This window comes from Nocardia transvalensis NBRC 15921 (assembly GCF_000308875.1).
Lineage (GTDB): Bacteria > Actinomycetota > Actinomycetes > Mycobacteriales > Mycobacteriaceae > Nocardia > Nocardia transvalensis.
Genome location: NZ_BAGL01000027.1, coordinates 59,289 through 85,685, shown reverse-complemented (window position 1 = coordinate 85,685; position 26,397 = coordinate 59,289). Strand labels below are relative to the sequence as shown.

Genomic DNA, 26,397 nt, shown 5'->3' with positions numbered 1-26,397 from the left:
ATTTGATTCTGGACGACATGTCGGTGATCCGGTCCGCGGGCCTGCGGGGCTTCCGCGCCACGGTGGCCGAGCTGGGCGGCGATGCCGAGGAGTTCGCCGTCGCGGCCGGACTGCCGATCGGCGCGCTGGACGCCGACGACCTGCTGGTCTCCGACCAGGCCATGGCGCTGGTGCTGGAGATCGCGGCCGAGCGGCTGCGCTGCCCGGACCTCGGGTTGCGCATCGCCACCCGCCAGGACCTCGGCATGCTGGGCCCGCTCGCGCTCGCCATTCGCAGCTCCCCCACACTGGCCGACGCCCTGGAATGCACCTCGCGCTACCTGTTCGTGCACGCCCGGTCGCTGAGCCTGACCCTCGAGCCCGACCCGTACGGCGATCGCGGCGTGACCGCCCTGCACTACGGGGTGCGGCCGGGGGTGCCGATCCTCGTCCAGGGCACCGATCTCGGGCTCGGCTTCCTCCATCGAGCGCTGCGGCGACTCGTGGACGGGCCGTACGGACTGCGCTCGGTCGAACTGCCCTACCGGCCACCGGGATCCGCATCGGCATACGAGGAATTCTTCGGCGCCCCGGTACGATTCGGGCGGCCGGCCGCGATACTGCGGGTGCCCAGCAGTCTGGCCTCGCGCACGGTGGCCGGCAGCGACGAGACATTGCGCCGGTTGGCGCTGGCCTTCCTGGCCGAGCAGTCCGCGGACGGGGGCGTGGCGCTCGAACCCAAGGTCCGCGCCGCCGTCCAGCAGCTGCTGGGCACCGCCGCTCCCGAAATAGCCGCGGTGGCAAGGCTTCTCACCCTCCACCCCCGGACGTTGCAGCGTCGACTCGCGGCCGAGGGCACCTCCTTCGCCGCGATTCTCGACGACGTCCGCCGCACCGAGGCCCGCCGCTACCTGACCACCACCGATCTGCCCATGAGCCAGATCGCCTCCCTGCTGGGCCTCGCCGAACAGTCGACGCTCACGCGGGCGGTGCAGCGCTGGTGGAACACCACGCCGACGGCCCTGCGGCGCGGGTGATCACGCGGCAGGGCGGTAGCCGGCCAGCGCGGTGAATGCCTCCTTCCGCTCCCAGCCCGACGCATTGTCCAAGACCTTCACCAACCCCGGGCTGGCCAGATCGAGATCAGCGCGCACACCGTCGCGGTGCGGCAGGTCGTAGCGGGCGAAGCAGTACCAGAAGGCGATATCGACACCGGTGGTGTCGAAGATGTCGAGCAGTTCGGTCAGGTGGGCGGCCTGCTCACGCTCGTCGCGTTCGTAGTCGCCGGTCAATGCGCGCGGTCGTGCCGTCCGCGGATCCCAGTCCACGATTTCTCCGCTGCGCGGGCCCGCGTCGGCCGCGCCGCGGTAGGCGCAGCAGCCGAATTCGGTGAGCGCCACCGGCTTTCCCGATGCCGCGCCCTGGTCCACGAACGACCGGATACTGTCGCGGTACCCGTCCACCTGCGCGGCCGACCGGTAGCCCGCGTCGGTGGCGAGGATGTCGAACAGGGTCCAGTCCACGCCCTCGAACGGCAGGCTGGCGTAGGTCACCTTGCCGCCGAACCGTTCTCGCACCATCGCGACGGCCCGAGCGAGAAACTCGTTGAGACGAGCGGGAACTCGGGCCATCGCACCTCGTGTCGCCGGATCGGCGAGGGCGGCGGCGCGCTCCTCGAACGTGTCACCCGGCAGGAAGCCGGGCAGGAACAGGCTCAGCTCGGAGCCGACGGCCAGCACGACGGCGGCACCACCGGCCCGCAGCCGTTCGGCGTGGTCGGCGCAGTCGGCCAGCAGATCGAGCAATTCCGCCGCGGTCGTCTCGTTGACGAACGGGCACAACCACACCTCGAGCCCGGCGTCGGCGGCCAGCGACGCGGCGAGCTTCAGGCGTTCGGCGCGGCCGCCGGTGATGCGAACGGCGGTGCAGCGCAGTTCGTCACGGATGGCGCACATGTCGCGCCGCACCGCGCCGGGGTCGAACGGCTCGTGCGTGGTGCTGCCTCGATTGACGAAGCCGGTGTCGTAGCAGACGCCAGTTCCTCGCATGGATCTTCCTCCTCAATACGGTACTTTAAGTACCCTACGAGTCACGATAGCCCTTACTGGCAGCATCGGACAAGGTACGATCTGTACCCATATGAGCGAGCCCACCCGACAGACGCGGCGCCGCGGCGCGGCCCTCGAGCAGGCGATCCTGCGCGCCGCCGTCGACGAACTCCTGGAATCCGGCTATGCCGGCATGACGATGGACAGCGTCGCCAAGCGCGCCGGAACCAACAAGAACGCCCTCTACCGGCGCTGGCCGCATCGCGCCGCACTGGGCGTCGCGGCCTATCGCCAGCTCGCCTCCGCCGAGCTACGCCTGCCCGATACCGGCTCGCTGCGCGCCGACGCCCTGGACCTCCTGCGCCGCGCCAACTCCCACCTCGCCTCCCCGCTCGGGGAGATCCTGCGCGGACTGCTCGCCCACACCGCCGACGAGCCCGAACTCCTGAGTCAGCTCCGCGACCAGTCCGGCGAGGCCGGGGCACGCCCCTGGCTCACCATCCTCGACCGCGCCGTCGCCCGCGGCGAGGTCCCGCCCACGGCCCGCCACCCCCGCGTGGCCTCGGTCCCGATCGACCTGCTGCGCAACGAGTTCGTCACGCGCGGCGTCGCCAGCGTCCCGGACGAGGTGCTGGTCGAGATCGTGGACGCGGTCTATCTGCCGATGCTCCGGGGGTACGAGAACCAGCTCTCGTAATCAGGATTCCTCGGGAGCCCAGCGGTTAGCGGTGAGTTTGAAGTCAGGCAAGGCCGCGAGGGACATGGTGGACTCGTAGATGCGGTCGTAACCCGTGTGGGTGATGTACCACCGGCCGTTGTCTTTGCGGTAGCGGTCGTTGTAGTAGGCCGCGCCGCGGATCAGGACGTCGAACTCGGGGACGATGACCGTGTCCTCCAGGCACCAGCTGCCGGTGGCGGTGTCGCCGTCGACCTCGATGACGGGGTGGGTGCAGACGTGGACGGTGACGATATTGCGGTCCAGGGACGACCGCATGTAGTCGACGATCTCGGCGCCGCTGGTGAATTTCAGCGGCCGGCCACCCGACGGGGAGCCGTAGTCGCCCGTGGCGTCCTCGGCGAGCGTCCCGGCGAACTCGTCCCACAATTTGAGGTCGAGGGACCGCAGGTAGCGGTACTTCAGCGCACGAATCTCCTCCAGTGCAACCGGATCCATCCGCCGCCACCTCCTCGTCTCGGCCCGCGAACACTGTAGAACATGTTCCTGTTTCGGTTCGCGGGTTTCGCCGGACGAGTCTCAGCTTCCGGTGGACGCGGGCTCTCGGGCCGAGGCGACCGACCGTTCCTTACCGTCCTTCTTCGCGACCGCGCGCACCAGCAGGCCCGCGTCGTCGGCGTCGACCCGCACGGTGTCGCCCTCGTTCAGCTCCCCCGACAGCACCAGCGTGGAGATCCGGTTCTCCAGTTCCCGTTGGACGGTGCGCCGCAGCGGGCGGGCGCCGAATTCGGGCTGATAGCCGTTGTCCGCCAGCCAGTCTCGCGCCGCGTCGGTCACATCCAGGTCGATGTCCTGGGCACGCAGGCGGCGGCGCGGGCCGTCGAGCACCAGGTCCACGATGTGGCGCAGCTGGTCGCGGTCCAGGCGGTGGAAGACGATGGTCTCGTCGATGCGGTTGAGGAATTCGGGGCGGAAGTGCTGTCGCATCCGCTCCATCAGCTTCGGCGTGATCGAGTCCACGTCGCCCGCGGGCGCGTTCAGGATGAGATCCGAGCCGATATTGCTGGTCATGATGACGATGGTGTTCTTGAAATCCACGGTGCGGCCCTTGGCGTCGGTCACCCGGCCGTCGTCGAGCAGTTGCAACAGCACGTTGAAGACGTCCGGATGCGCCTTCTCGACCTCGTCGAACAGGATCACCGAATACGGCTGCCGCCGCACCTTGTCGGTGAGCTGGGCGGCGTCGTCGTAGCCGACGTATCCGGGCGGCGCGCCGACCAGCCGCGACACCGTGTGCTTCTCCTGGAATTCGCTCATGTCGAACCGGATCATCCGGTCCTCGTCGCCGAATACGGCCTCCGCCAGGGCCTTCGCGAGTTCGGTCTTGCCGACGCCGGTGGGCCCGAGGAACAGGAACGAGCCGATCGGCCGGTTCGGATCCTTCATTCCGGCGCGGGCGCGGCGCACGGCCTCGGCGACCGCGGTGATCGCCTCCTCCTGCCCGATCACCCGCTTGTGCAGGACGTCCTCCAGCTGGAGCAGCCGCTGCTTCTCCTCCACCGTCAGCTCCGACACCGGGATGCCGGTCTGTTTGGACACCACCGCGGCGATATCGTCGATCGTGACGTGCGGCAGGTCGTCCTCGTCGTGCTCGAGGTGGTCGAGGCGTTCCTCGGCCGCGGTGATCTGCTCCTTGAGCGAATCGGCCTTGGCGTAGTCCTCGGCGGCGACGGCCGCGTCCTTCTCGCGCCGCAGCCGCGCCAGCTCCTCCTCGGCCTCGCGCAGCTGCGGGCCGGGCATCCGGGTACGCAACCGGACGCGCGCGCCGGCCTGGTCGACCAGGTCGATGGCCTTGTCGGGCATGAAGCGGTCGGTGATGTAGCGGTCCGACAGCTCGGCCGCGGCGACCAGCGCCTCGTCGTCGTAGCGGACCTGGTGATGCTCCTCGTAGACATCGGCGAGCCCGCGCAGGATCTCCACGGTGTCCTCGACCGACGGCTCGGTCACCAGCACCGGCTGGAACCGCCGCTCGAGGGCGGCGTCCTTCTCGATGTACTTGCGGTACTCGTCGATCGTGGTCGCGCCGATGGCGTGCAGTTCGCCCCGGGCCAGGGCCGGTTTGAGCAGGTTGCCCGCGTCCATCGAGCCCTCGCCGCCGGATCCCGCGCCGACGATGGTGTGCAGCTCGTCGATGAACAGGATCAGCTCGTCGGAATGCTCGCGCACCTCGTCGAGGATCTTGGTGAGCCGCTCCTCGAACTCGCCGCGGTACTTGCTGCCGGCCACCAGCGAGCCCACGTCGAGCGCGACGACCCGGCGGTCGGCGAGGGTCGTGGGCACGTCGCCGTTGACGATCCGCTGCGCCAGGCCCTCCACGATCGCGGTCTTGCCGACGCCCGGGTCGCCGATCAGCACCGGATTGTTCTTGCGCCGCCGCGACAGGATCTCGACGGTCTGCTCGATCTCCTCGGCGCGGCCGACGACCGGATCCACCTTGCCCGCCCGGGCCTCCGCGGTGAGGTCGCGCCCGTATTCGTCGAGGGTCGGCGTATCGCTGGGCGGCTTCTTACCCTCGGCCTGCGGCAGCTTGGCGCCCGACAGGGCCTGCGCCGCGGGGCTGTCGCCGTTGGAGGCGATGCCGAGCAGGATGTGTTCCGGGCCGATGTAGCTGGACCCGGCCTCGGCGGCGCCGCGCTGGGCATTGCGCAGCGCCAGCTTCGCCGCGGGACTGAGCACGATGCCGCCGCCCGCCGTCGTCGCCGAGGCCTGCCCGCTGCCGGCCGCGCCGCGCATCTGCGCGGCCACCTGGTCCGGATCGAGGCCGAGTTCGGTGATGACGCCGCGCGACGGCTCGACCGCCGCCGCCGCGTAGAGCAGATGTTCGGGGGTGATCTCGGCGTTGCCCCATTCCCGCGCGGCGTCGCGAGCGGCGCCGACCAGGGCCTTGGCGTTATCGCTGAGCAGGCGGCCCAGGTCGATCCGCTGGACGGGCGGCTGCGAGGTCAGGCCCGACGAGCCGAAGAAGCGGTTGAAGATGTCGTCAAACGAGCCGAATGAGTCGGGCCAGGCTGCGGTCATATCCACACCTCATCGTCTGTATCGATGTCCACACCGTCGTGGTCGTGCTGAAACCGGGTGATCGGCGAACCGATGGCTATCGCATCAACGTCCGTTTCGAAACAGTCGGCTTCCACCGTACTCCATGACGCAAGACCCGGAAGGGCCTTCCGCGGCCCTGACCAGTCACTATCCGGCAACCAAGGGGTGCCCGCATTCGCACCAATTGATCTTTCCGCGGTGCCACACTCGGAACCGGTTGGGCTCGAGGAGGATCTGTGACCACAGCACCGTCTCGCCGTGGCGCCGCCGAGATCGAGGCCGTCAGGCCTTATCCCCGGCGGGTCGCCCCGAAGGGTTCCTACGTCTGGACCGTGATGACCACCACCGACCCCAAGCTGCTCGGGGTCATGTACATCGTCACGTCGATGGCGTTCTTCCTCATCGGCGGCCTGATGGCGCTGCTGATGCGATCCGAGCTGGCCAGACCCGGCCTACAGTTCCTGTCGCCCGAGCAGTTCAATCAGCTGTTCACCATGCACGGCACGATCATGCTGCTGTTCTACGCGACGCCGATCGTCTTCGGATTCGCCAATTGCGTTCTGCCGCTGCAGATCGGCGCGCCGGACGTGGCGTTCCCGCGGCTGAACGCGCTGAGCTACTGGCTGTATCTGTTCGGGGCGACGATCGCGACCGCGGGCTTCCTCACCCCCGGCGGCGCGGCCGATTTCGGCTGGACCGCCTACACGTCGCTGAGCCTCAGCAGCCATTCCCCGGGGGTGGGCGCGGACCTGTGGATCCTGGGCGTGGCGGTGTCCGGCGTCGGCACCATCCTGGGCGGGGTCAACATGATCACCACCGTGGTCTGCCTGCGCTGCCCGGGGATGACCATGTTCCGGATGCCGATCTTCACCTGGAACATCCTGGTGACGAGTGTGCTTGTGCTGCTGGCCTTTCCGATCCTGACCGCGGCGCTGATGGGGCTCGCGGTGGACCGGCATCTGGGCGGGCACATCTACGATCCGTCCAACGGCGGGGCCATCCTGTTCCAGCATCTGTTCTGGTTCTTCGGCCATCCCGAGGTCTATATCGTGGCGCTGCCGTTCTTCGGGATCATCACCGAGATCGTTCCGGTGTTCAGCCGCAAACCGCTGTTCGGTTACACCACACTGGTCTACGCGACGCTGGCGATCGCGGCGCTGTCGGTGGCGGTGTGGGCGCACCACATGTTCGTCACGGGATCGGTACTGCTGCCGTTCTTCTCGATGATGACCTTCCTCATCGCGGTGCCGACCGGGGTGAAGTTCTTCAACTGGATCGGCACGATGTGGAAGGGGCAGTTGACCTTCGAGACGCCGATGCTGTGGGCTCTCGGATTCATCGTGACGTTCCTGTTCGGCGGCCTGTCGGGCGTCATCCTCGCGAGCCCGCCGCTCGACTTCCACGTCTCCGACAGCTATTTCGTGGTCGCGCACTTCCACTACGTGCTGTTCGGCACCATCGTGTTCGCCACCTTCGGCGGTATCTACTTCTGGTTCCCGAAGATGACCGGGCGCTTCCTCGACGAGCGGCTGGGCAAGCTGCATTTCTGGTCCACGTTCTGCGGATTCCATCTGACATTCCTGGTACAGCACTGGCTGGGCGCGGAGGGCATGCCGCGCCGCTACGCCGACTACCTGCCGTCCGACGGATTCACGACGCTCAACACCATCTCCACCATCGGGTCCTTCGTGCTGGGGTTCTCGATGGTGACGTTCGTGTGGAACGTCTTCAAGAGCTACCGCTACGGCGAGGTGGTCTCCGCCGACGATCCGTGGGGCCACGGCAATTCGCTGGAATGGGCCACGACCTGTCCGCCGCCGCGGCACAACTTCTTCGAGCTGCCCCGAATCCGTTCCGAGCGACCGGCATTCGAGCTGCACTACCCGCACATGGTGGCTCGCATGCGGGCGGAGGCACACGTCGGCTGGGGCGCGCCCCGGCACGAGGAGGAGAACGCCGACACCGCCTCCTGAGCGCCGTGCCCGCCGCGGGGAGATCGGTATCGTCGTGGTGTGCGCGCAGTCCGGCGGGTCCTGGTCACGCTCATCGCTCTCACAGCCCTGGTCGCGGCGCTCGCGGTGGCGGGCCTGCCGGTCTATGTCCACCCCCAGACCGATCCGCTGCGGCCCGCCGACGCCATCGTGGTGCTAGGCGGTACCGCCTACGAGCGCTTCGACATCGGCCTCGACCTGGCCCGCCGGGGGCTCGCGCCCGAACTGCTGATCTCGCGGTCCACGGGCGCCGACGACTCGCTGATGGACCGGTACTGCGACGGCGGCTATCCGTTCCACGTCGACTGTTTCGTTCCCGACCCGTGGACGACGCAGGGCGAGGCGCGGGAGATCTCCCGGCGGGCAGAGCGGTTCGGGTGGCATCACCTCATCGTCATCACCAATACGCCGCACGTCTCGCGCGCCCGCTACATCGTGGGCAAGTGTTTCCACGGTGAGCTGACCATGGTCGCCAGCCCCGCCGATTCGGGGCTGCGGTACTGGGCGTGGATGTACGTCCGCCAGTCGGTGAGCTACGTCCGGGCATTCTTTTCCGGGTGCTGACCTCCGCTTCGAGGCCCCGAAATCGGCCCCCACCAGGCTGATTCACCGTTACGATGATCCGACAACTGGTCGGGGTTACGCACTGCGGAAGGGCCCCGGCATGCGCATCGACGACCTGCGCGAGGTACGCGACACCGAACTCGACGCCGACATCTGCATCGTGGGTTCCGGTCCCGCGGGATTGACGATTGCCACCGAGCTGGCCGGGACCGCGTGGCGGGTTCTGGTCCTGGAGAGCGGCGGCCGTACCCGGAGCCCGGATGCCGACCGTCTCAACGATATCGAGAATGCGGGGGCTCCCCGCGCGATGCCGCATCGCGATGCGCGCAACCGCGTGCTGGGCGGCAGTTCCGATACCTGGAGCGGCCGCTGCGGCTACTTCGACGAGATCGACTTCTCCTGCCGCCCTTGGGTTCCCGAGTCGGGCTGGCCGATCGGCGCCGCGGACGTGCGGCCGTATCTCGATCGGGCGGCCCGGCACATCGGCATCGGCTACGGGGGCGGGTTCAACAACGACGCGTTCTGGCGGCTCGCCCATCGCCCGCGACCGTCCCGGACGGCGGATCCCGATCTCCTGCGGCCGTACTTCTGGCAGATCAGCAAGGATCCCGCGAATCCGTTCGACGCCAAGCGGTTCGGGGCGCATGCCGCGGCGACGCCGGCGCCGAACGTCCGTGTAGTGGTGAACGCGACCGTCACCCAGGTCCGGACCGACGAGTCGGGGTCGCGCGTGGAATCGCTCGAGGTCGCCGGCGCCGATCCGCGGCGGCGCACGGTCCGTGCGCGGTGGGTGGTACTGGCCGCGGGCGGTATCGAGAACGCGCGCCTGCTGCTGGCGTCGCGGCGGGATGTGCCGCACGGCGTGGGGAACGGCAACGGGCTGGTCGGGCGCTATCTGATGGACCATCGGTCCGGTGCGGTCGGCACCTTCGATCCGGCCGGCTCCCCGGCGGTCCGCGACCACTACGGCAAGTACGTCGTCCGGTCCGCGCACGGCACCCACACGTTCCTGCACGGCCTGGCCCTCTCGGACCGGATCCAGCGCGACGAGCGATTACTCAACTGCGCCTTGTGGATTCAGGAGGTGCCCGCCGACGACGATCCCTGGGACGCGGTCAAGCGGCTGATGCGGCTGCGCGGCGACCGGCACGACGCGCGGCGGGCGCTGGGCAGTTCGGGACTGCTGCTGTCCGGGGCGTACCGGCGGCTGGTCCACCACACCGGTCTGCCGCACCGGCTGGACCGGGTGGAACTGCGGTGCATGGTCGAGCAGCGGCCCGATCCGGCCAGCCGCGTCACCCTCGCCGAGCACAGCGACCGGTTCGGAGTGCCCGTCGCCCGGCTCGAGTGGAAGACCAGCGAGCTCGAGGACCGCACGGTGCGGCGGGCCGCCGGGCTGGTCGCGGCCGAATTCGCCCGGCTCGGCTATGCCGCGCCGACGCTGTGCGAGTGGGCCCGGCCCGGCAGTTCGGCGCCCCCGCAGCTCACCGACTGGGCCCACCCCACCGGGACGACCCGCATGTCCGCCGATCCCCGGCACGGCGTCGTCGATCCCGCCTGCCGCGTCCACGAGGTCGAGAACCTGTACGTGGCAGGCAGTTCCGTCTTCCCCACCACCGGCCACGTCAACCCGACGCTCATGATCCTGGCGCTGGCCGTCCGCCTGGCCGACGGCCTGAAGGCCGGATCGACCACCGTCGGCACGTCACCCGCGCAGGCGTCCTGACGCCGGCCGAAACTTGTCGTACCCCTCGGGCATACTTGCTCTCGTCGGACGCCGATCAGGTTGCAACGCAGAGTAATCCGCACCCTGAGGGAAAGGCGTTTCCATGGCCGAGTTCTACTCGTCGTCCGACCGTGCCGACGACCGGCTGGCAGCCGAGATCGCGCGGCATCGCGAGCTGCTGCGCCGGCCCGTCGCGGAACACTGGCGGCGGGTGGACCTGCGGCTCCGGTTCGCCGAGCCGGCAGTGCAACACCTGCTGGTCCGGCAGGCCGAACGGCTCATCGACGGCCTGATGATCGATGCCGACCGGCATCGTGACCTCGACGTCGAGGCCTACCGCGCCGTGCGCGACGGAGTTCCGCTGCGCTACGACGCACGTCGCAGGCAGTTCGTCGCCGAACGCGGCCGCCGCGAGATCCTGATCCGTCCCGACGGTCAGGAGCGGCGACTGGGCATCATCGCCCGGCTCGCCGCCGACGGCGTCGACGTGGACCAGATCCTCACCGTCGCGACGGTGGTGGTCTCCCACCCCGACTACCCGGGCGCGGCGCCCGTCCGGGGCCCCCGCCGTGACGACCCGTTCCGGCAGGCGCACAGCCGGGCCGCCGCGGACATGTGAGCCGTGGGCCCCAGGTTCTGGTTCGCCCTCACCCGAGGGCGAACCGGAACCTCCGTATCGACAGGCCCAGGCCAGATGTACGTCCGCCTCCGATGTGCGTCGAACCCTAGTAGCTCCGACCCGAGTCCAGCTTGATGTGCCGGGCCTCCACGAGCACCTGCCACGCGATCGCCTTGCGCGAGCAACCTTCCCGGTCGCAAGCTCGGTGCTGTTGCATCGCCACGGGATCTGCGCCAGTGCGTCACTCTCCCCCTGCTCACGATCACTATCGGCACGCAGTAAGCACAACACGTCCCCACCGATCATCATCAGCGCTACGAGAACCGACCATGCCGCCGGGCCACTCATCAATTCGTCCAGGCCCGCAGGCGCCACAACGGCAACGGCGGAACGTTCTCATCGACTCCGACCGACTCGACCTCAACGCAGTAGTCCGGGTTCCAATTCCGTAGTGCTCGTAGCAATCTCACAATCACATCGGGCCGTGCGGTGTAGGTGATCGCCGGGTGCATCGCCCCACCGAAGTCGACGTTCACCATTCGTTGCGGAAGCCTGCCGGTCGTCTTGTCCATCGCACCCCGTCCGTCGTTGGAAGGGCACCGCCGCCGACGTGCCGGGAACGGGATCAGTCCGTCGCATCAAACCGGTGGCAGGGCCTGCCCAGCAGCATGGCTCGCGCAAGGGGACAGAAGGATTACAAGGTGTTATACGGTCAAGGAATCAAGGCCGAGACTGTGCGCAAGCGACCGAACAGGGCCTTCGATCCCTCGGGCCACGTTGACCGCTTCATCGCTGTCACCGAGTTCGGCCGCCACCGACACCTGCCATATGGCCGTGCTCGTCGGTCCGAACCAGAGCAGCCCGAACCCACCGTCTTCGGAATCACCGAGAGACCGCGCCTCCGAGGACGCTTCGTCCAAGAAGTCGGCCACCCCGCTCGCATCTCCGGATACCGCGCAAGCGAATGCGCCACGACACAGCAGGTTTCCGTATGCCTGGCGGGCATCGACGCTGGTGAGTGCCGACTGCATGTCGCTCGCAGTGTGCATTGCGAGTCGACGTGCAAGTTCGGCGTTCTCCGGCGGCATCGCATTCAGCCGTGAAATCTCGGCCAAACCGATCCACTCGGGCGTATCGAGATCACGGGCTACCTGCATTCCCAATCCGGCGACAGTAGTCGCGAGATCGGGATAGCCAACGCCTTTGACGAGGAAGCGGGCGTTGAACGCGGCCTCCACAAATTCCGGCCCCTGGTAGTAGAAAGCGTCCCGCAACAAATCAGCCATGCCGGGCGCGAGACCTACGTAATTCGCGTCGTTGCGCATCAGTGTCGAGCGCCTGACGGCCGCGCGTACGGCATCCCGAGATCGCTCGGGCTTGCGCCGTTCGCCCACGGACATCTCCAAACACGCGGACCTGACGTCGGGTACGACGACAGTAGCGGCCGCCTTGGCCGGGTCCGTAGGGTCACCAGGCTGCCCGAGCAGTTGCGACACGGTGATGCTCAATGCTCGGGCAATCGCCACCTGTGTCGCCCGGCGATCGAGTGCGCGCTGCCCGCTCTCGATCAGGGAGATGTAGCCCTGCGAGACTCCCGCGTGATCGGCCAGCATCTTCTGGCTGATTCCGCCGCGCCGCCGACGCCAGTACCGGATGCGTTCGCCAGCGTGCTCCATAAGCCGAGGGTATGCCTCCCCGAGGAGGCAAACCAGGCTTGTGTGTATACGGCGCGACGCCGCCGGGCCACCGTCACTCCGGCGTGCTCTTGGCCGAATCCTGCGCATCCGGCTGGCCGGGGACGGGCATGGGGCCCAGGCGTTTGTGGACGAGGTGTTGCTGCACGAAGGTCCAGGTGTTGCTGGTTGCGAAGTAGACGAGGATGCCGACCGGCATGAGGACGCCCGCGACGGCGGCGCCCAGGGGGAAGATCCACAGGCTCAGCCAGTTGATCATGCGGGTTTGGGGGGTGGTCTCGAGTTGGCGGGTGATGGCGGAGCGGGCGGTGAAATGGGTGGCCAGGCCGGCTATGAGGACCAGCGGGATTACGACGGTCAGGACGGCCGTCATCGATCCGCCCGAGGTGGCGAGGGTTGCCGACAGGGGGGCGTCCAGCAGTTTCGCGTTCAGGAACGACTGGACCTGGTCGGGTGAGAACAGGTAGTTGGCGGTGGACGCGTTCTCGGCGGCGGTCATCGAGGTGGAATTGCCGACCAGGGGCACGTGCGAGACGGGTCCGGTCCGGTCGAACGAGCGCAGGACGTGGTACAGACCCAGGAACAGCAGCAGTTGCCCGGCCATCGGCAGGCAGCCGCGCAGGAGGCTGAAATTGTGCTGCTCCTGGAGTCTCCGGGTCTCCGCGACCAGCTTCTCGCGGTCGTCGGCGTACTTCGCCTGCAACTTGCGCACTTCCGGTTGCAGGATCGCCATGGTCCGGGAGAACTTCACCTGGGCCAGGAACGGCCGCACCAGCAGCGCCCGGACGGTGACGACGAGCAGGACGATCGCCGCGACCCAGGCCAGGCTGCCGCCCGCGCCCAGGACGGCGGCGAATCCGGTGTGCCACAACCACAGCACTCCGGACACGGGGTAATACACGAAATCGAGCATGGGGACGACACCTCACTGTGAGGCGCCCGCGAACGGGCGTCAGGGAAACAGGTCAGCGGATGTGCCGACCGCGTACCGAGACGCGGTCAGCCCCCGTGACCCGGTGCCCTGGGTCGCACTCGGCCCGCGGCGTCCGGATTGCTCTGGCGCAGAAACGATCCCCGCCGGCGTCGTTGCGCCGAGACGGGTGGTCCGGCGTGCGCGACGACCGGAACCAGCGTGACCCGCGCGGTGTGCGCGGCCACCACGGCCAGCGCCACCACCGCGGCCGCACCCACGGCCATCAGTGAATTCGGCTCGCCGAAGGGCATGACGAGCGCCGCCACCGCCGACACGACCAGCGCGTACACCAGCGGTGCGGCGGATCGGAGCCAGGCGGCGGTCATGCCTATGAGAGTACCGGTTCCCCGGCTACTGCTTCGGCAACGCTCCGCCCATGCCGCCCACGTCGGTGACCTTCCAGCCGTTGTCCGGATCGATATCCACGGTGTAGGTGACGGTGGTCTGCGCGCCCTCGGGCGTCTGAGCGCTGGTGGAGGTGACGTTGAGGAAGACGTTCACCTTGTAGCGGCCGTTGTCCTTCGACATCACCTTGGCGGTGATCGGCGTCGCGCTGGACGTCCACTTCAGCGGGACCAGGATCTCCTGGAGTTTCGGTGCGGTGGCATCGAATTTGGTGGCCAGCTGCGGGCTGGTGTTGGCCTTCAGCTTCGCGACCCAGCCGTTGACGTCCTGGAAGTTGATATTCGACGCCCCGACCGCGTAATCGGTGGCGATCTGCTCGGCGTGCCGATCGTCGGCGGCCTGCGCGTCCCGGTCGTTCAGAGTGCCGCGCGCCGACAGCCACAGCGAGCCGAAGACGGCGGTCAGCGCGATCAGCGCCACGCCGGCGACGGCCACCGCCACGGTCGACAGCCGGATAGAGACGGTGCGGGGATCGCGTGCGGTACCACTGTCGTTCGACATCGGTCCTCCTTCTATTTGACGTGCACTCGCACCCGCACGGCGCCGTCGCTGTCGACGTCGGCGAGGGCCTGCGAGATGAGACTGGAAATGTCGATGCGCGGCGCCGCCGAGGTCGCCGCGTCGGCGAGCGGTTGCAGCGCCGGGGTCAGGGATTTCAGCTCGGGGCCGAGTTCCTTCAGGGCGTCGGTGAGTTTCGCCAGGAACGGCACCAGACCGCTGCCCTCGGTGAACGCCTCGGCCGGCTGGGTGTCGACGAGGCGGCCGACCGCGGCGACCAGATCGTTCAAAGTCTGTGTGAACCGGACGAATTCGGGGGCGGCGGCGCTGGTCGCCGGTCCCGCCCAGTCGATATCGGAGGCCGCGGCCTGGAAGCTGTTGAGCAGATCCGCGATACGCGGGCTGCGGCTCATGATCGCCGCCGCCAGCAGATCACCCGAGCGCGCCAGGTTCGGGATCGCGGCGTCGGTGCCGTCCAAGGCCGTCGTCGCGGTGCCGACCAGAGACCCGACGACGGCGGGGTCGAGCTGGTTCATCGTCCGGGTGACCAGCCGCGCGACCTGTGGAATCGACAGCGGCGTACGAACATTCGCGCTCTCCAGGCGCTGGCCGTCGCGCAGGTAGGGGCCCGCGCCGGTGGTCGGCCGGAATTCGACGTAGGGCTCGCCCAGTGCGGACAGGTGCTCGATGGTGACGACGCTGTCGGTCGGCACCTGCCGGTCGGCGTCGACCCGCAGCCCGACCTCGACGCCGCCCGCCGCCTTCCGCACCGAGGTGACCCGGCCGACCTCGATGCCGGTCAGCAGCACCGGCGAATCCACGCCCAGCCCACCGGAATTCGCCAGCACCATCGTGGCGCGGGTGTAATCGGCGAACGGATCGGCCCGCACCACACCGAAGGTCAGATAGCTCGCGCCGAGCACCGTGATCGCGGCGATCCCGCCGAGCGAGGCCAGTGCACCCGCCTTCATCGCACCGCTCCGATCATGCGCAGGGTCTCGACGATCCGATCCGTCTGGTCCTGGGCCGGAACATTCGCCGCCGCATCGGTTTTCACGCCGGTGATACTCACCTTGGGGCCGTGTTCCACGAACGGGATCACCTTGTCGCGCAGCAGCGATACCAGCGTCTGGAGATTCGACGGGCTGCTCAGGTCCAGCGGGCGCGACGTGGCCAGCAGCGGCAGGAAAGCCTGCGCGGCCCCGTCCGCGCCCTGGAGGACCGGGCCGAGCCAGGTGAGCGAGGTGCCGACCGGTCCCAGCACGCCGAAGATCTTCGTCACGCCCACGACGGAGGCGACGATGCCGTTGACCTCCTCGACCGACTTCTCGCTCAGGATGTTGTCGAGTTCGGGCCGGATGTCGTGCAGGACTTCGGCATTGGTGCCGAGCCCGTTCAGCAGCGCGTCCACGCTGTCGAGGTTGGCGGCCAGATCGACGGCATCGGCACCCATCGTCCGCGAGATCTGCGCGGTGCGGGCCGGATCCTCGGGCAGCACCCGGTTGAATTTGGTGATGATGTCCTGGAGCTTGGACACCGAGCCGCCCTGGGTGAAGGTGGCGACGGCGGCCATGGTGTCCTCGAGCTGCACCGGCGGCTTCGTCTGCGCCAGCGGGATGGTGGAGCCCTCCGCCAGCAGCGTGCCGAACCCGTCCGGCGGCGTGGTCAGGGCGACATGGATATCGCCGAGCACCGTGTTCTGCCGCAGTTCCGCCACGGTGGTCGCGGGCAGCTTCACCGACTTCGAGACGTCCGCGTCGACCACCACATAGCCGCCACGCCCACCCGACCGGTCCGCACTCACCACGGACACCCCGGACACCGTCCCCACCTGCGCCCCATTGGCCATGATCTTGGCCCGCGCGGGGAGGTTCAGCACATTCTCGAACTCGATCTTCAGGTGGTAGGTGGGTCCGGAGACCGTCGTGCCGGGCACGGGGACCGACGAGGGGTCGAAGGCGCAGCCGGCCACGGGCAGGGCCGCCGCCAGTGACACCGCGAGACCTACGACAAGACGCCTACGCCCCGAACGCTCCCCCGTTTTTCCGGCACGTTTTTGGCCGGAATCCTCACGTGAGATTCCGGCCAAAAGCGTGCCGGAAAAACGGGGGGCGGTGATTCTGTAGTGGCCGATTCTCATCGCGCACCTGCCAATCCGAAGACGAGGGTGGCCGCATCGACCTTGGCCATGCCTCCGTCGGCGGTGCATTTCCCCGGAGCGAAGGCATTGACTGCCGCGCACACCTGATCCGCGTTCTCCTGCGGCACAGCGACTTTGGGTGGGGCGTAGGAGATGCCCTCGCCCGAGACGGCGTGGAAGGCTTGGGCGATCACGGGGGTCATGCCGATGACCTGGGCCAGCGAACCCACGTGGGCGCGCAGGAATTTCACCAGTGGGACGGTGGCGTCGAAGGTCTTCATGATCGGGTCGCCGAGGAGGGTGGTCAGGTCGTTGAGCATCGGGACCACCTGGGCCAGGCCGTCGAACAGCTGCGCGCCGGGGCCGATCAGCTCGTTCGTGGCCTGGTTGAGGACGGGGCCGAGGCGGGTCAGCATGGTCTTCAGGTCGCCCCAATGCTGTTCGACCTTCTTCGAGACCGAGGCGAAGGCGTCGAAAATGCCGACCAGGTGCGCGATATCGGCGTCCGGCGAGGCGAGCGCCGCGCTCAGCTTCTGCACGACGGCGTTGATCTGCGGTCCGGTGCCGCTCGTGGCCGTGTCCAGCGCGGAAAGTCCGCGCTCCAGGGCGTCGGGCGAATTCTGATCGGGCCCTTGGATTTCCGCGGACAGCTCGGCCAGGGCGTTGAGCGTCTCGCTGATGCTCTTGGGCGTGAGCGTTTTGGTGAGGCACTGCCCGGGATTCCATCGCGCGGTGTTCTTCCCGTCCGAGACGACCGCCAGCTGCCGCGAGGCGACGATGCTGTCGGCGAGCGTGGTGGCGCCGGCGTCGGCGTAGACCGGTTTGTCGGCCTCCACGTCGAATTCGACCTTCACGGCACTCCCCTGCGGCGTGATCGAGGTGACCTCGCCGACCGGAATGCCGCGCATGGTCACCTGATTGCCGGTGTACAGCCCGATGCTGTCGGGCACGACGGCGCAGTAGCTCTCGGTCTTCTTCGCCGGATCGAATACGACGAAGTAGCCCACGGCGGTCAGGACGACGATCGTCACGGCCCCGCCGATCGACATCAGCCAGCGCGACCCGAGGACACGGTGCAGCATCAGCAGTCCTTCCCGGGTAGCGGTACGCACAGCCGAGGCTGGTTCGCGGGCGCGGTGACCGTCTGCCCCGACTGGTCGATCGTCACGCCGGCGTCCGTGAGCGCGGACAATTTCTCTTGCAGGCTCTGCACCGACGCGAGTACGGGTTCGAGCTGGTCACCGAGGTTCTGGAGCTGCGGCACGGCGTCGACGAGCTGCTGGAGTTTCGGTTTCAGCGCCGAATCCCAGGTCGGTGCGAGACCCGCGACGCGATCGACGACCACGCGCAGTAGCCGCACCCCCTCGCGCAGTTCGGCCCGCTTGTCGAGGACGAGGGTCTCCATCAGGTTCACGCTGTCCATCAACCGGCCCAGGTCGGTCTTGGCGCCGTCGTACATGGTCACGTACTCGTCGGCGACGGCCACCGCGTTGGTCACCTGGGTGCGCTGGCGGTTCAGCGCGTCGACATAGGTGCTGAGCGTGCCCAGGGTGGTCCGCAGCGCGTCGGGCGCCTGCTCCAGGGAGGTGTCGAGCGCGGCGAGGTTGCGCCGCAACGTATCTCCGTCGATCTCCCGCAGCGGGCGCGCGGCGTCCTGGAAGGTCTGCACCAGGCTGTAGGGCAGGCGCACCCGGTCCATGGGAATGGCCTTGTCCCCGAGCGGTTTACCGCCGGCCGGGAACAGTGCGACGTAGTTGCCGCCGACGATGGTCAGCATGCGCACGTCCATCGAGGACTGATCGCCGACGAAGACGTCCGAGTCCACGGTGAACCGCATGACCACCCGATCCGGCTTCAGCTCCAGCGATTTCACGCTGCCGACCGGAACGCCCGCCACCCGGATGTCGTCACCGGCCTTCACCGACTGCGCCTCGGACAGTTCGGCGGTATAGGTCTTCTTGCCGAACGGCACCACGTACAGCACCCCGGCCGCGACGGCGAGGACGGCCACGAAGACGACACCGATGATGCCGTAGCGGATCTCGCGGCGGTGGGTGGTGGTTTCGTCGACCACGGTTCGGTCTCGGGGTAGTAGGCGACGTAGGGCTGCTTGGGGTTTCATCCGTTGCATACCGCCACCTGCTGTCCGGCGATCAGTATCCCGAAGACCTGGGGGACGTCCGCGGTTCCCTTGGAGCACTGGGGTTTCCAGCCCGCGACGCCCTTGGGGGTGGTGGCGTCGAGGCTCGCGAGGAGGCCGGGGAGGCGGTCGAGGACCTCCAGAGCCTGCTGGGGGTCCGGGAAGAGGTTGCGGATCAAGGCATCCACATCGGTTCCGGTCTGGAGGCCGAGGACGTCGAACAGGTTGTCCAGGGGACCCAGGACCGATGGGGCGGCCATGGCGAACTGGGCCAGGCCGCCGATATTGGTCTGGAGCGCCTGGAAGACGTCGGTGAGGCGGGCCAGCAGCGGCACCAGGTAGTGCACGCGGCCGCCGACCTTGTCCGAGAGATCGGACATGTTGTGGATGAGGGTGCCGATCACCTGCTGGCGGTCGTCCACGTAGGAGGCGAACTTGCCGATCGCGTCCAGGGCCGGCCCGACCCCGCTGCCGTCCCCTTCGATCAAAGCCACCATGCTGGCGCTGAACTGGTTGATCGCCTCCGGAGAGATGGTGTCCAGCACCGGTTTCAGGCCGTTGAACATGCTGGTGACGTCGAAGGACGGCACAGTGTGCTCGGTGCCGACGGTCGCCCCGGCGGGTATCCGCGCCCCCGGTTGCGGCTGCTGCTGGAGGTCGATATACCGCTGACCGGTGAGGTTCTGGTAGCGGATGGCGAGTTTGGAATTGTCGTAGATCGGCGCATCCGTCTTCAGCGACAGGCGAATTCGCGCCCGCGCCCCGTCGAGCGAGACGCCCTCGATCTTGCCGACCTGCACGCCGTACATGCGCACGTCGTCGCCCACCTTGAGCCCGTTGGCATCGGTGAACAGGGCGTCGTGCGGCTCGGTGTCGCCGGATACGGGCCGCTTGATCGCCGTGAACACCACGGCGAGAACGACGATCATCACACCGGCGAACAGCGCCAGCCGCCAGGCGGCCGCTCCGACCTTCATCGCGGACCTCCCAGCAGCGGCGCCAGCACCGGCACGCCGCGCACATCGATCTCGGTGTTGAGGACCGGACCGTTCGGGGTATCGGGCATCGCCGTGCGCAGCCGCGCCATCAGCTCGGCCAGGTCCGCGCCGGACTGCTGCGGACGCGGCACCATCTGCCCCAGCAGCGCCAGCACCGGCGCCAACATGGTTGTGGTTCCGGACAATTGGTCTCCGGCGACCCCCGCGAACGTTCCCAGTCCGGGCAGCAGCTGATCGGTCAGGACCTGCACTCCGGCGTCGTAGGGCGCTCGATTGTCTTGCAGCCGTGGGAGATCGCGGATGAGGTCGAGCACCTGGATGGTGGCCCCGGCAAATTGTCCGCCGCCGTCGAAGGCGGGACCGAGCCGTCCCACCAGTTCGGAGGCGGGCATCTTCTGGTTGTCGGTGATGGTCTGCGCCACGGTGATCAGCGCCTGCGCCAAGGGCGTGAACGCGTCCACATCGTTGGAAACCTGGGAGATCACGGTGGCCATCTGGGGTGTGAGCACCGCGTCGCCGGTCTGGGAGAGACTGCGGAGCAGGCTGCCCATGGTGGCGTCGAAGATGGCGGCGGACCGCCGTCCGGTCAAGTCGATGACGCCGTCGTCGCGCAGCGGTGTGCCGCCCGTGCCGCGGCGCAACTCGATCTCGCTGATGCCGAACAGGTTCGCGGGCGCGTAGTCCACCTGCAGGCTGTCGTCGATGCCGAACAGCTGAGATCGGTCCAGCCGCAGCGAGATCCGCTGGGTCCCGTCCTCGTCGGGCACGATATCGGTGACCGTGCCGACCTGGACGCCGTCCACCCGCACCGGCGTTCCGGCCAGCACGCCGTCGCCGATCTGCTCGGTGTGCAGCGCGATATACAGCCCGTCGTCGCCGCGCAGGCCGCGGTACAGCGACACCGCCGCCACCACCGCCACGATCACGCCGACCGCGACCGCGCCGACCAGCAGCGACCGCCGCCTGTCCACGGCGACCCCGGGCATTCCGTACTTCGGCATCCCTACCCCGTGAAACTGATCGTCGCGTTGAATCCCCACAGCGCGAGGGTGAGGACCATATCGATGGCCACGATGGCCACCGAGGAGGCCCGCACCGCGCGCCCGGAGGCGATGCCCACGCCCTCGGGCCCGCCGGTGGCGAAGAATCCGTAATAGCTGTGGATGAGGATCACGACGGTCGCGAAGATCGCCACCTTGATCACCGCGGCGATCACGTCGAATCCGGACACGAACTGGAAGAAGTAGTGGTCGTACACGCCCGCGGACTGGCCGTGCACCAGCGTGATCAAGCCCCGGCAGGCCAGGTACGACAGGATCAGCCCGATCAGGAAGGTCGGCACGATGGAGATCGCGCCGGAGATGACGCGGGTGGTCACCACGAACGGCACCGAGCGCAGGCCCAGCGCCTCGATCGCGTCGATCTCCTCGGAGATGCGCATGGACCCGATCTCCGCGGTCATCCGGCAGCCGGCCTGGGCGGCGAAGCCGATGGCGGCCACGATCGGCGCCAGCTCACGGGTGGTGGCGTAGGCCGACACGATGCCGGAGACCGGTCCCATCCCGAGCATGTTCAGGATGGTGAAGGATTCGACCGCCACCGAGGCGCCCATCACCAGGCCCAGCACGATCATCATCGGCACGGTGCCGCCGCCGACGATGACCGAGCCGCGGCCCCAGGTCATATCGGAGATCAGCCGCAACGTCTCGTCGCGATATCGCTTGAGCGTCAACGGAATAGACGACAGCACCTGCCAGATGAACGCCAGCACGAAGCCGATGCCCTCGACGCGCGCGAGCACCAGGCCGCGGCGGCGGTAGAAGCGGGCGAAGCGGCCCAGCCCCTTCGGAATGTAGGTGGAGACGGCCATCTCAGACCAGCCTCGTCGGCAGGAACATCTCGACCACCTGGGTGACGCCGAGGTTCACGATCGCGATCGACACCACCGACAGCACGACCGCGGCGTTCACGGCGTCGGCCACGCCGCGCGGGCCGCCCTTGGCCTCGAGCCCGCGCTGGCAGGCTATGACCACGACCAGGAAGCCGAAGACGACCGCCTTCAGCAGCGACACCCACACGTCGGCGATCGTGGTGAACGATCCGAACGTCGCCCAGTAACTGCCCGGCGTCACGTTCTGGCCGCCGACGGCGACCGCGTATCCGGCCACGATGCCGACGAAGATGATGAGGATGTTCAGCAGCGGCGCGACCAGGATCATCGCCGCCAGCCGCGGGATCACCAGGCGGTGAATAGGGCTGATGCCCATGGTGTTCAGCGCGTCGATCTCCTCGCGAATGGTCCGCGCCCCGAGATCCGCGGCGATCGCCGCCGCGCCCGCCCCGCCGAGCAGGAATCCGGTGGCCAGCGGCGCGCCCTGTTTGATCACGCCCAGACCGCCGGTCGCGCCCAGCAGCGAATCCGCGCCGAGGGTGTGGATGAGATTGCCGACCTGCACCGAGACGATCACGCCGAACGGGATCGCGATGAGCACCGCGGGGATCGCGGTGACCGTCACCAAACGCCACGCCTGGAGAACGGCTTCGCGCCACTGGAATTCGCGGCGCACGACGTCGGTCGCCGTGCCCGCCACCGATTCCCGCGCGATGTCCACGGCCCGGCCGAAGGTCCGCAGCGACGACACGATGGTGTCGGAGAAGTTCTTGCGGACGATACGGACGGCGGTCCGTCGATCGGACATCGCGCTCGAGGGAGCCCGAGTCACCGGCGCCATGGGCGGTTCCGGTGGTGCTGGTGTGTCTCGGGTTTCACAGTCGCTCTCTTCGTGATCGGCAACACTGCCAACACGAAGCTAATCGTTACAACCAGTTACAGTAAAGTCGATCACCCTGTGAGCATCGCCTCGAAAAGGCCCACCCACTTCCACACTTCACCAGCAGCTAGCGGTGCTGTTTTCCGATGTGACTATCAATTCTGGAACGTGTTATTAGCGCAAAATCGTCATCAATGTGCCATGCGACACACACTCAGTTAACCGATAGCGCATCCGCCTTCGCTCCTCAGAGCATGCGGCGCGGATGCAGCATCATCCTGGCCCGGCGCACCGAGATCCGCGACCACACGGCGTTCTGCACCGCCAGGGTCGCCCAGCCCGCGACCGCCATCCCGGCCACGTTCACCAGTAGTTGCAGCGCGCTCTCCCCGATCGCGGACCCGAGGCCGAAGGCCGCGCCGAGCGCGATATTGCCGGCGGCGGGCACGGTGGTCACCGAGATGAACACCCCGGCCAGCCCGGTGGCCTTGGCGGAGGTCAGTGACAGCACGCCCGCCGCACCCGCCACCACCGCGACGATGAACGACCACTTGTCCGGCGTGTAGATGAAGGCCGTCCCGGGTCGCGGACCGGCCACGTCGTCGAGCGTGATCCAGCCGAGTCCGCGGCCGATCAGGGCGAGGACGAACGTCACGACGATGGCGGCGGCGAACCCGAACACGAGCGTCCGGATCGCCAGCATTCCGAGCACGAACCGGCGTCGCACCAGCGCCACCCCGAGCGCCGCGATCGCGCCGAACTCCGGGCCGAGCACCATCGCGCCGATGACCAGGATCTGCGAGTCGACGACGATGGCGATGCTCGCGATCACCGTCGCCAGGGTCATGAAACTCAGATACGTCCAGTTGAGTTCCGTCGCCTCGTAGGAGCGCTGGGCGACATCGGCCCACACCACCGCATCGGACGCGGCGCCCGGACAGCGGACCTCGGCCTCGAACCCGCCCCGCGACAGCCAGGTCGGTATGGCCTCGATCTCGAGACTGCCGGTCTGGTGGACGCCCAGCGCGCGCAGCCGGGCGATGACATCGTTGGCCGCCTCCCGGGCGACATTGGCGACGACGACGTCACCGGGTGGGCGCACGGCCGCACCGCGCATCACCACCAGGCCGCTGACACTGTCGTCGCTGTCGAGCACGCCGAGGACCGCGTCGGTGGAATCGGCTGGCGTCAGGATGCGCAGGCGGAGCATAGCCACAAGTGTGCCGCGCGCGGTGCGCCATCGCAGGCATCTTCCGCACGACACCCGTGGCGCTCACGCCAACTCGGCGACCGGCCCGATGTGGATGGCACGGTAGACGTCGTTGCGCAGGGCGTTGGCCTCGGCGGCGGTCAGGGTGCGGGTCAGTGGCCGAACCACCAGGCGCACAAGGGCATTGGTCTGTCCGGGCGTCATGGCCAGGCGCTCGCGCGCACGGTCCGGGAGGTCGGCGTAGCGGGTGCGGGCGGTCACGCGGACCGACTCGATATCGGCGGTTCGCTCGCCCAAGGCGGCGCGGACCGTGTCGCCGAGGGTTTCGTCGTCGGTGTCGTCGGCGATCACCACCGACAGGTCCCGGCGGATCGACGGCAGTGCCGACACCGGCCGCCACGGGGTGAGGTCGTCCATCTGGGCGGCGATGCGCGGATCGCCGGATCGCAGGTAGCGGATGTCGGGAATGCCCTTGCGCAGCATGACCGCTCGGTCCATGCCCAGCCCGAGCGCCAGGCCCGACCAGCGGTGCGGATCGAGGCCCGCGCCGCGCAGGACGTGGTCGGCGATCAGGCCGCATTCGGCGAGTTCGAGCCAGTCGCCGGAGTGCCGGACGTCGACCTGAGCGCCGTCGCGGGTGTAGGGGTGGCGTGCCGGGACCATTCGCCACGAGGCGCCCGGCAGGATCGCCTCGACCACGTGCGCCACCATGTCCCGCAGGTCCCGGCCGACGGTGTCCGCGCCGGAACGCAGTCGCCAGAGGTCGACCTGCTGGGGTTCGCCGACATGGATGCGGTCGACCACGTCCCGGCGGTAGGCGAGGCCGGGCAGGACTATCAGGTCGTCGATCGAAAGCTGTTCCCGTGCACCGGAATAACCGCGAAGCGTCGCCGGGATATCCGCGGAGGTGTGGCTGCGGAGCATGGTGGTGGGGCTGAGGTAGCGGGTGTAGCGCGCGTCGCGGGTGACATCGGCGGGGTCGTAACCGAGCAGGTCGTAGTTGTCGGTGACGGCGACGACGGGCGGGGTGCGGACGATCCGCACGGTCGCCGACGGCCATGCGGCGGCGAGCGCTCCGACCACGGCGTCGAGCAGTAGTTGCGCGGCGTGCGGGCCCTGCGCCGGATCGGTCAGGTCACGAACGTTCAGCGCGCGGGCGAGTTGAGCGGGGGTGAGGTACACGGGAAACTCCTTGTGGCGGGCCGGATTCGGGAGATCCCCCGGCCGGCGGCCACGGAGCTACACGGTCGAACGCGTGCAGGCACACCCGCGGCTCGGCGGCCGGGGGTGGAGAAATCGCCTGCACTGATTCATGTCTCCAGGATACGGAGCCGCGCACGTCATTTTCCGGCCTCGGGATCGCTCGACGGCAGCAGCTCCAGGAAATTGCGGACCAGGGCGCGGTCGTCGCCCGCGCGATGCGCCACGTACACCGTCGTGGTGGCCTCGGTCTCGGCGAGCGGCACGATGCGGACGGCGCTCGGGGCGGTGAAGGTCGCGCTGCGCGGGGCGATGGTGACGCCCAGCCCCTCGCCCACCAGGTAGAGGATGGTGGTCCAGTTGTTGCCCTCCTGCACGATGCGCGGGCTGTGCCCGGACTCGAGCAGCGGCCGCAGATTCTTCGCGTGGGCGTGCGGACCGGCAGCCCGGGGGAAGAAGACCAGCGGATCGCCCGCGAGTTCGGCGCCGGTGAGCGCGGCGCGGTCCGCGAGCGGATGGTCGACGGGCAGCACCGCCGTGAAGGGTTCGGTGGCCAGCGGGTAGACGACGGTTCCGGGCTGGTCGTCGGGGTCGCGCACGATCGCCATATCGAGGGCGCCGTGGCCGAGCTGCGCCATCATGTGCGTGGTGTAGCCCTCGATGAGATCGATCTGGACCAGCGGATAGCGGTCACGGAACTGGCGGACGCTGCGCAGCGGCTGCAAGGGCAGCACCGACGGGACGAAGCCGAGATAGAGCCGGCCCTGACTGCCGCCGCCGATGCGCGCGACCTCGTCGAGATCGCGGGCCGCGTGCCCGATGATCGCCCCCGCGCGTTCCCGCAGCACCTCCCCGGCGGGGGTGAGCGCGACGCTGCGCGACGTGCGGTCGAACAGCCTCGTCCCCAGCAGCGTCTCGAGCCGCTGGATCTGCTGGGTCAGCGCGGGCTGGGCGATGTGCAGGCGGGCGGCGGCCCGGCCGAAGTGCAATTCCTCGGCGACCGCCTGGAAGTAGCGCAGATGCCGCAGCTCGACGGCCTCGTTCATAAGTTCAGCGTATCAATCGGACCTATCAAGTATTGGACGCGATGATTCGAGGGCGGGCATGCTGGCGGCGTGACACAGCAGACCGAATCTCTCGCCACCGACCGGAACGCCGCCGTCGTCATCGAGCCGATGTCCGGCCCGGCCGACGCCCGGGCATTCAAGGAGCTCAACGAGGACTGGATCCTGGAGCTGTTCTCGCTGGAACCCGCCGATTCCGTCACCCTCGACGATCCGGAGGGCGCGATCGTCGCCAAGGGCGGCACGGTGCTGATCGCCCGCGAGGGCGAGACCGTCGTCGGATGCGTGGCGCTGGTGCGGGAGGGCGAGGGCGTCTACGAGCTGTCGAAGATGGCCGTGGCGCGTGACCTGCGCGGACGGGGACTCGGCCGCCTGATCCTGAACGCGGCCGTCGACCACGCCCGGAAACTCGGCGCCACCACGCTGTTCCTGGGATCGAGCACCAAACTCACCGACGCGGTCCACCTCTACGAATCGGTCGGCTTCGTGCACGTCCCCAGCGACCGGATCGGCCCGATGCCCTACGACCGGGCCGACGTGTTCATGCGATACGACCTGACCTGATCCGGATCATCGGTCGAGGTCCGTCACCGCCGTCTGGA

Annotated in this window: 26 protein-coding genes; 7 read left to right on the top strand and 19 right to left on the bottom strand. The window is 68.4% G+C overall.

The window, feature by feature from the left end; all coding sequences use genetic code 11:
• Positions 1-17: 17 nt before the first annotated feature.
• Positions 18-1,016, top strand: a complete 999-nt coding sequence (locus ON41_RS08390; RefSeq protein WP_040746871.1) for an AraC family transcriptional regulator — start codon at positions 18-20, stop codon at positions 1,014-1,016.
• Here the strand turns inward: ON41_RS08390 and ON41_RS08385 are convergent, their stop codons facing one another.
• On the bottom strand, positions 1,017-2,027 hold the full coding sequence (locus ON41_RS08385) for a glycoside hydrolase family 113 protein (protein WP_040746642.1): 1,011 nt from the start codon (positions 2,025-2,027) through the stop codon (positions 1,017-1,019).
• A gap of 91 nt (positions 2,028-2,118) precedes the next feature.
• Here ON41_RS08385 and ON41_RS08380 point away from each other — a divergent pair, with 91 nt between their 5' ends.
• Positions 2,119-2,724, top strand: a complete 606-nt coding sequence (locus ON41_RS08380) for a TetR/AcrR family transcriptional regulator (protein ID WP_040746640.1) — start codon at positions 2,119-2,121, stop codon at positions 2,722-2,724.
• Here the strand turns inward: ON41_RS08380 and ON41_RS08375 are convergent, their stop codons facing one another.
• Entirely contained in the window at positions 2,725-3,201 is a 477-nt protein-coding gene (locus ON41_RS08375; protein ID WP_040746638.1) for a nuclear transport factor 2 family protein, read from the bottom strand.
• An 81-nt stretch (positions 3,202-3,282) separates the two neighbouring features.
• On the bottom strand, positions 3,283-5,781 hold the full coding sequence (locus ON41_RS08370; RefSeq protein ID WP_040746870.1) for an ATP-dependent Clp protease ATP-binding subunit: 2,499 nt from the start codon (positions 5,779-5,781) through the stop codon (positions 3,283-3,285).
• Positions 5,782-6,038: 257 nt separating this feature from the next.
• On the opposite strand from ON41_RS08370, the gene ctaD reads away from it, so the two are divergent.
• The 4 genes from ctaD to ON41_RS08350 all read left to right on the top strand — a co-directional run bounded on the left by ctaD (position 6,039) and on the right by ON41_RS08350 (position 10,702).
• A complete protein-coding gene (ctaD, locus tag ON41_RS08365) occupies positions 6,039-7,775 on the top strand; it encodes an aa3-type cytochrome oxidase subunit I (protein ID WP_083905217.1) in 1,737 nt (578 codons plus the stop codon).
• A gap of 39 nt (positions 7,776-7,814) precedes the next feature.
• A complete protein-coding gene (locus ON41_RS08360; RefSeq protein ID WP_246829473.1) occupies positions 7,815-8,357 on the top strand; it encodes a YdcF family protein in 543 nt (180 codons plus the stop codon).
• Between the two features lie 100 nt (positions 8,358-8,457).
• Positions 8,458-10,083, top strand: a complete 1,626-nt coding sequence (locus ON41_RS08355) for a GMC oxidoreductase (protein WP_040746636.1) — start codon at positions 8,458-8,460, stop codon at positions 10,081-10,083.
• Between the two features lie 103 nt (positions 10,084-10,186).
• Positions 10,187-10,702: a hypothetical protein gene (locus ON41_RS08350; protein WP_040746634.1), complete on the top strand. Its 516-nt coding sequence runs from the start codon at positions 10,187-10,189 to the stop codon at positions 10,700-10,702.
• A 347-nt stretch (positions 10,703-11,049) separates the two neighbouring features.
• Here ON41_RS08350 and ON41_RS41440 read toward each other — a convergent pair whose 3' ends face one another.
• From ON41_RS41440 to ON41_RS08275, 16 genes are all read right to left on the bottom strand, one after another.
• Positions 11,050-11,274, bottom strand: coding sequence for a hypothetical protein (locus tag ON41_RS41440; protein ID WP_157185403.1), 225 nt, complete (start codon positions 11,272-11,274; stop codon positions 11,050-11,052).
• A 132-nt stretch (positions 11,275-11,406) separates the two neighbouring features.
• Positions 11,407-12,378 carry a helix-turn-helix domain-containing protein gene (locus tag ON41_RS08345; RefSeq protein WP_051161109.1) on the bottom strand — a complete coding sequence of 324 codons (972 nt, stop codon included), beginning with the start codon at positions 12,376-12,378 and terminating at the stop codon, positions 11,407-11,409.
• A gap of 73 nt (positions 12,379-12,451) precedes the next feature.
• The gene (gene yidC / locus ON41_RS08340; RefSeq protein ID WP_051161108.1) at positions 12,452-13,309 is read right to left on the bottom strand and encodes a membrane protein insertase YidC; all 858 of its coding nucleotides are present in this window, start codon (positions 13,307-13,309) and stop codon (positions 12,452-12,454) included.
• Between the two features lie 86 nt (positions 13,310-13,395).
• Positions 13,396-13,695 carry a DUF6412 domain-containing protein gene (locus ON41_RS08335; protein ID WP_051161107.1) on the bottom strand — a complete coding sequence of 100 codons (300 nt, stop codon included), beginning with the start codon at positions 13,693-13,695 and terminating at the stop codon, positions 13,396-13,398.
• Between the two features lie 25 nt (positions 13,696-13,720).
• Positions 13,721-14,275 (bottom strand): hypothetical protein, encoded by a 555-nt coding sequence (locus tag ON41_RS08330; RefSeq protein ID WP_051161106.1) that lies wholly within the window; start codon positions 14,273-14,275, stop codon positions 13,721-13,723.
• An 11-nt stretch (positions 14,276-14,286) separates the two neighbouring features.
• Complete coding sequence (locus ON41_RS08325; protein WP_040746632.1) at positions 14,287-15,243, bottom strand: MlaD family protein; 957 nt, start codon at positions 15,241-15,243, stop codon at positions 14,287-14,289.
• The gene (locus tag ON41_RS08320) at positions 15,240-16,268 is read right to left on the bottom strand and encodes an MlaD family protein (protein WP_246829472.1); all 1,029 of its coding nucleotides are present in this window, start codon (positions 16,266-16,268) and stop codon (positions 15,240-15,242) included. The genes ON41_RS08325 and ON41_RS08320 overlap by 4 nt, the downstream gene beginning before the upstream one ends.
• Positions 16,269-16,408: 140 nt before the next feature.
• Positions 16,409-17,494: an MlaD family protein gene (locus ON41_RS08315; protein ID WP_040746630.1), complete on the bottom strand. Its 1,086-nt coding sequence runs from the start codon at positions 17,492-17,494 to the stop codon at positions 16,409-16,411.
• On the bottom strand, positions 17,494-18,486 hold the full coding sequence (locus ON41_RS08310) for an MlaD family protein (protein ID WP_246829471.1): 993 nt from the start codon (positions 18,484-18,486) through the stop codon (positions 17,494-17,496). The genes ON41_RS08315 and ON41_RS08310 overlap by 1 nt, the downstream gene beginning before the upstream one ends.
• A 44-nt stretch (positions 18,487-18,530) precedes the next feature.
• A complete protein-coding gene (locus tag ON41_RS08305) occupies positions 18,531-19,529 on the bottom strand; it encodes an MlaD family protein (RefSeq protein WP_040746626.1) in 999 nt (332 codons plus the stop codon).
• Positions 19,526-20,551, bottom strand: coding sequence for an MlaD family protein (locus ON41_RS08300; protein WP_040746624.1), 1,026 nt, complete (start codon positions 20,549-20,551; stop codon positions 19,526-19,528). The genes ON41_RS08305 and ON41_RS08300 overlap by 4 nt, the downstream gene beginning before the upstream one ends.
• Positions 20,552-20,553: 2 nt before the next feature.
• Positions 20,554-21,420 carry an MlaE family ABC transporter permease gene (locus ON41_RS08295; RefSeq protein ID WP_040746622.1) on the bottom strand — a complete coding sequence of 289 codons (867 nt, stop codon included), beginning with the start codon at positions 21,418-21,420 and terminating at the stop codon, positions 20,554-20,556.
• Between the two features lies 1 nt (position 21,421).
• A complete protein-coding gene (locus ON41_RS08290; protein WP_306307774.1) occupies positions 21,422-22,249 on the bottom strand; it encodes an ABC transporter permease in 828 nt (275 codons plus the stop codon).
• Positions 22,250-22,568: 319 nt separating this feature from the next.
• Complete coding sequence (locus tag ON41_RS08285) at positions 22,569-23,531, bottom strand: DUF389 domain-containing protein (protein WP_040746618.1); 963 nt, start codon at positions 23,529-23,531, stop codon at positions 22,569-22,571.
• Positions 23,532-23,594: 63 nt separating this feature from the next.
• A complete protein-coding gene (gene srmL, locus ON41_RS08280) occupies positions 23,595-24,713 on the bottom strand; it encodes a PheS-related mystery ligase SrmL (protein WP_040746616.1) in 1,119 nt (372 codons plus the stop codon).
• Between the two features lie 158 nt (positions 24,714-24,871).
• A complete protein-coding gene (locus tag ON41_RS08275; protein WP_040746614.1) occupies positions 24,872-25,777 on the bottom strand; it encodes a LysR family transcriptional regulator in 906 nt (301 codons plus the stop codon).
• A gap of 69 nt (positions 25,778-25,846) precedes the next feature.
• On the opposite strand from ON41_RS08275, the gene ON41_RS08270 reads away from it, so the two are divergent.
• Positions 25,847-26,359, top strand: coding sequence for a GNAT family N-acetyltransferase (locus ON41_RS08270; RefSeq protein ID WP_218003386.1), 513 nt, complete (start codon positions 25,847-25,849; stop codon positions 26,357-26,359).
• Positions 26,360-26,397 lie beyond the last annotated feature (38 nt).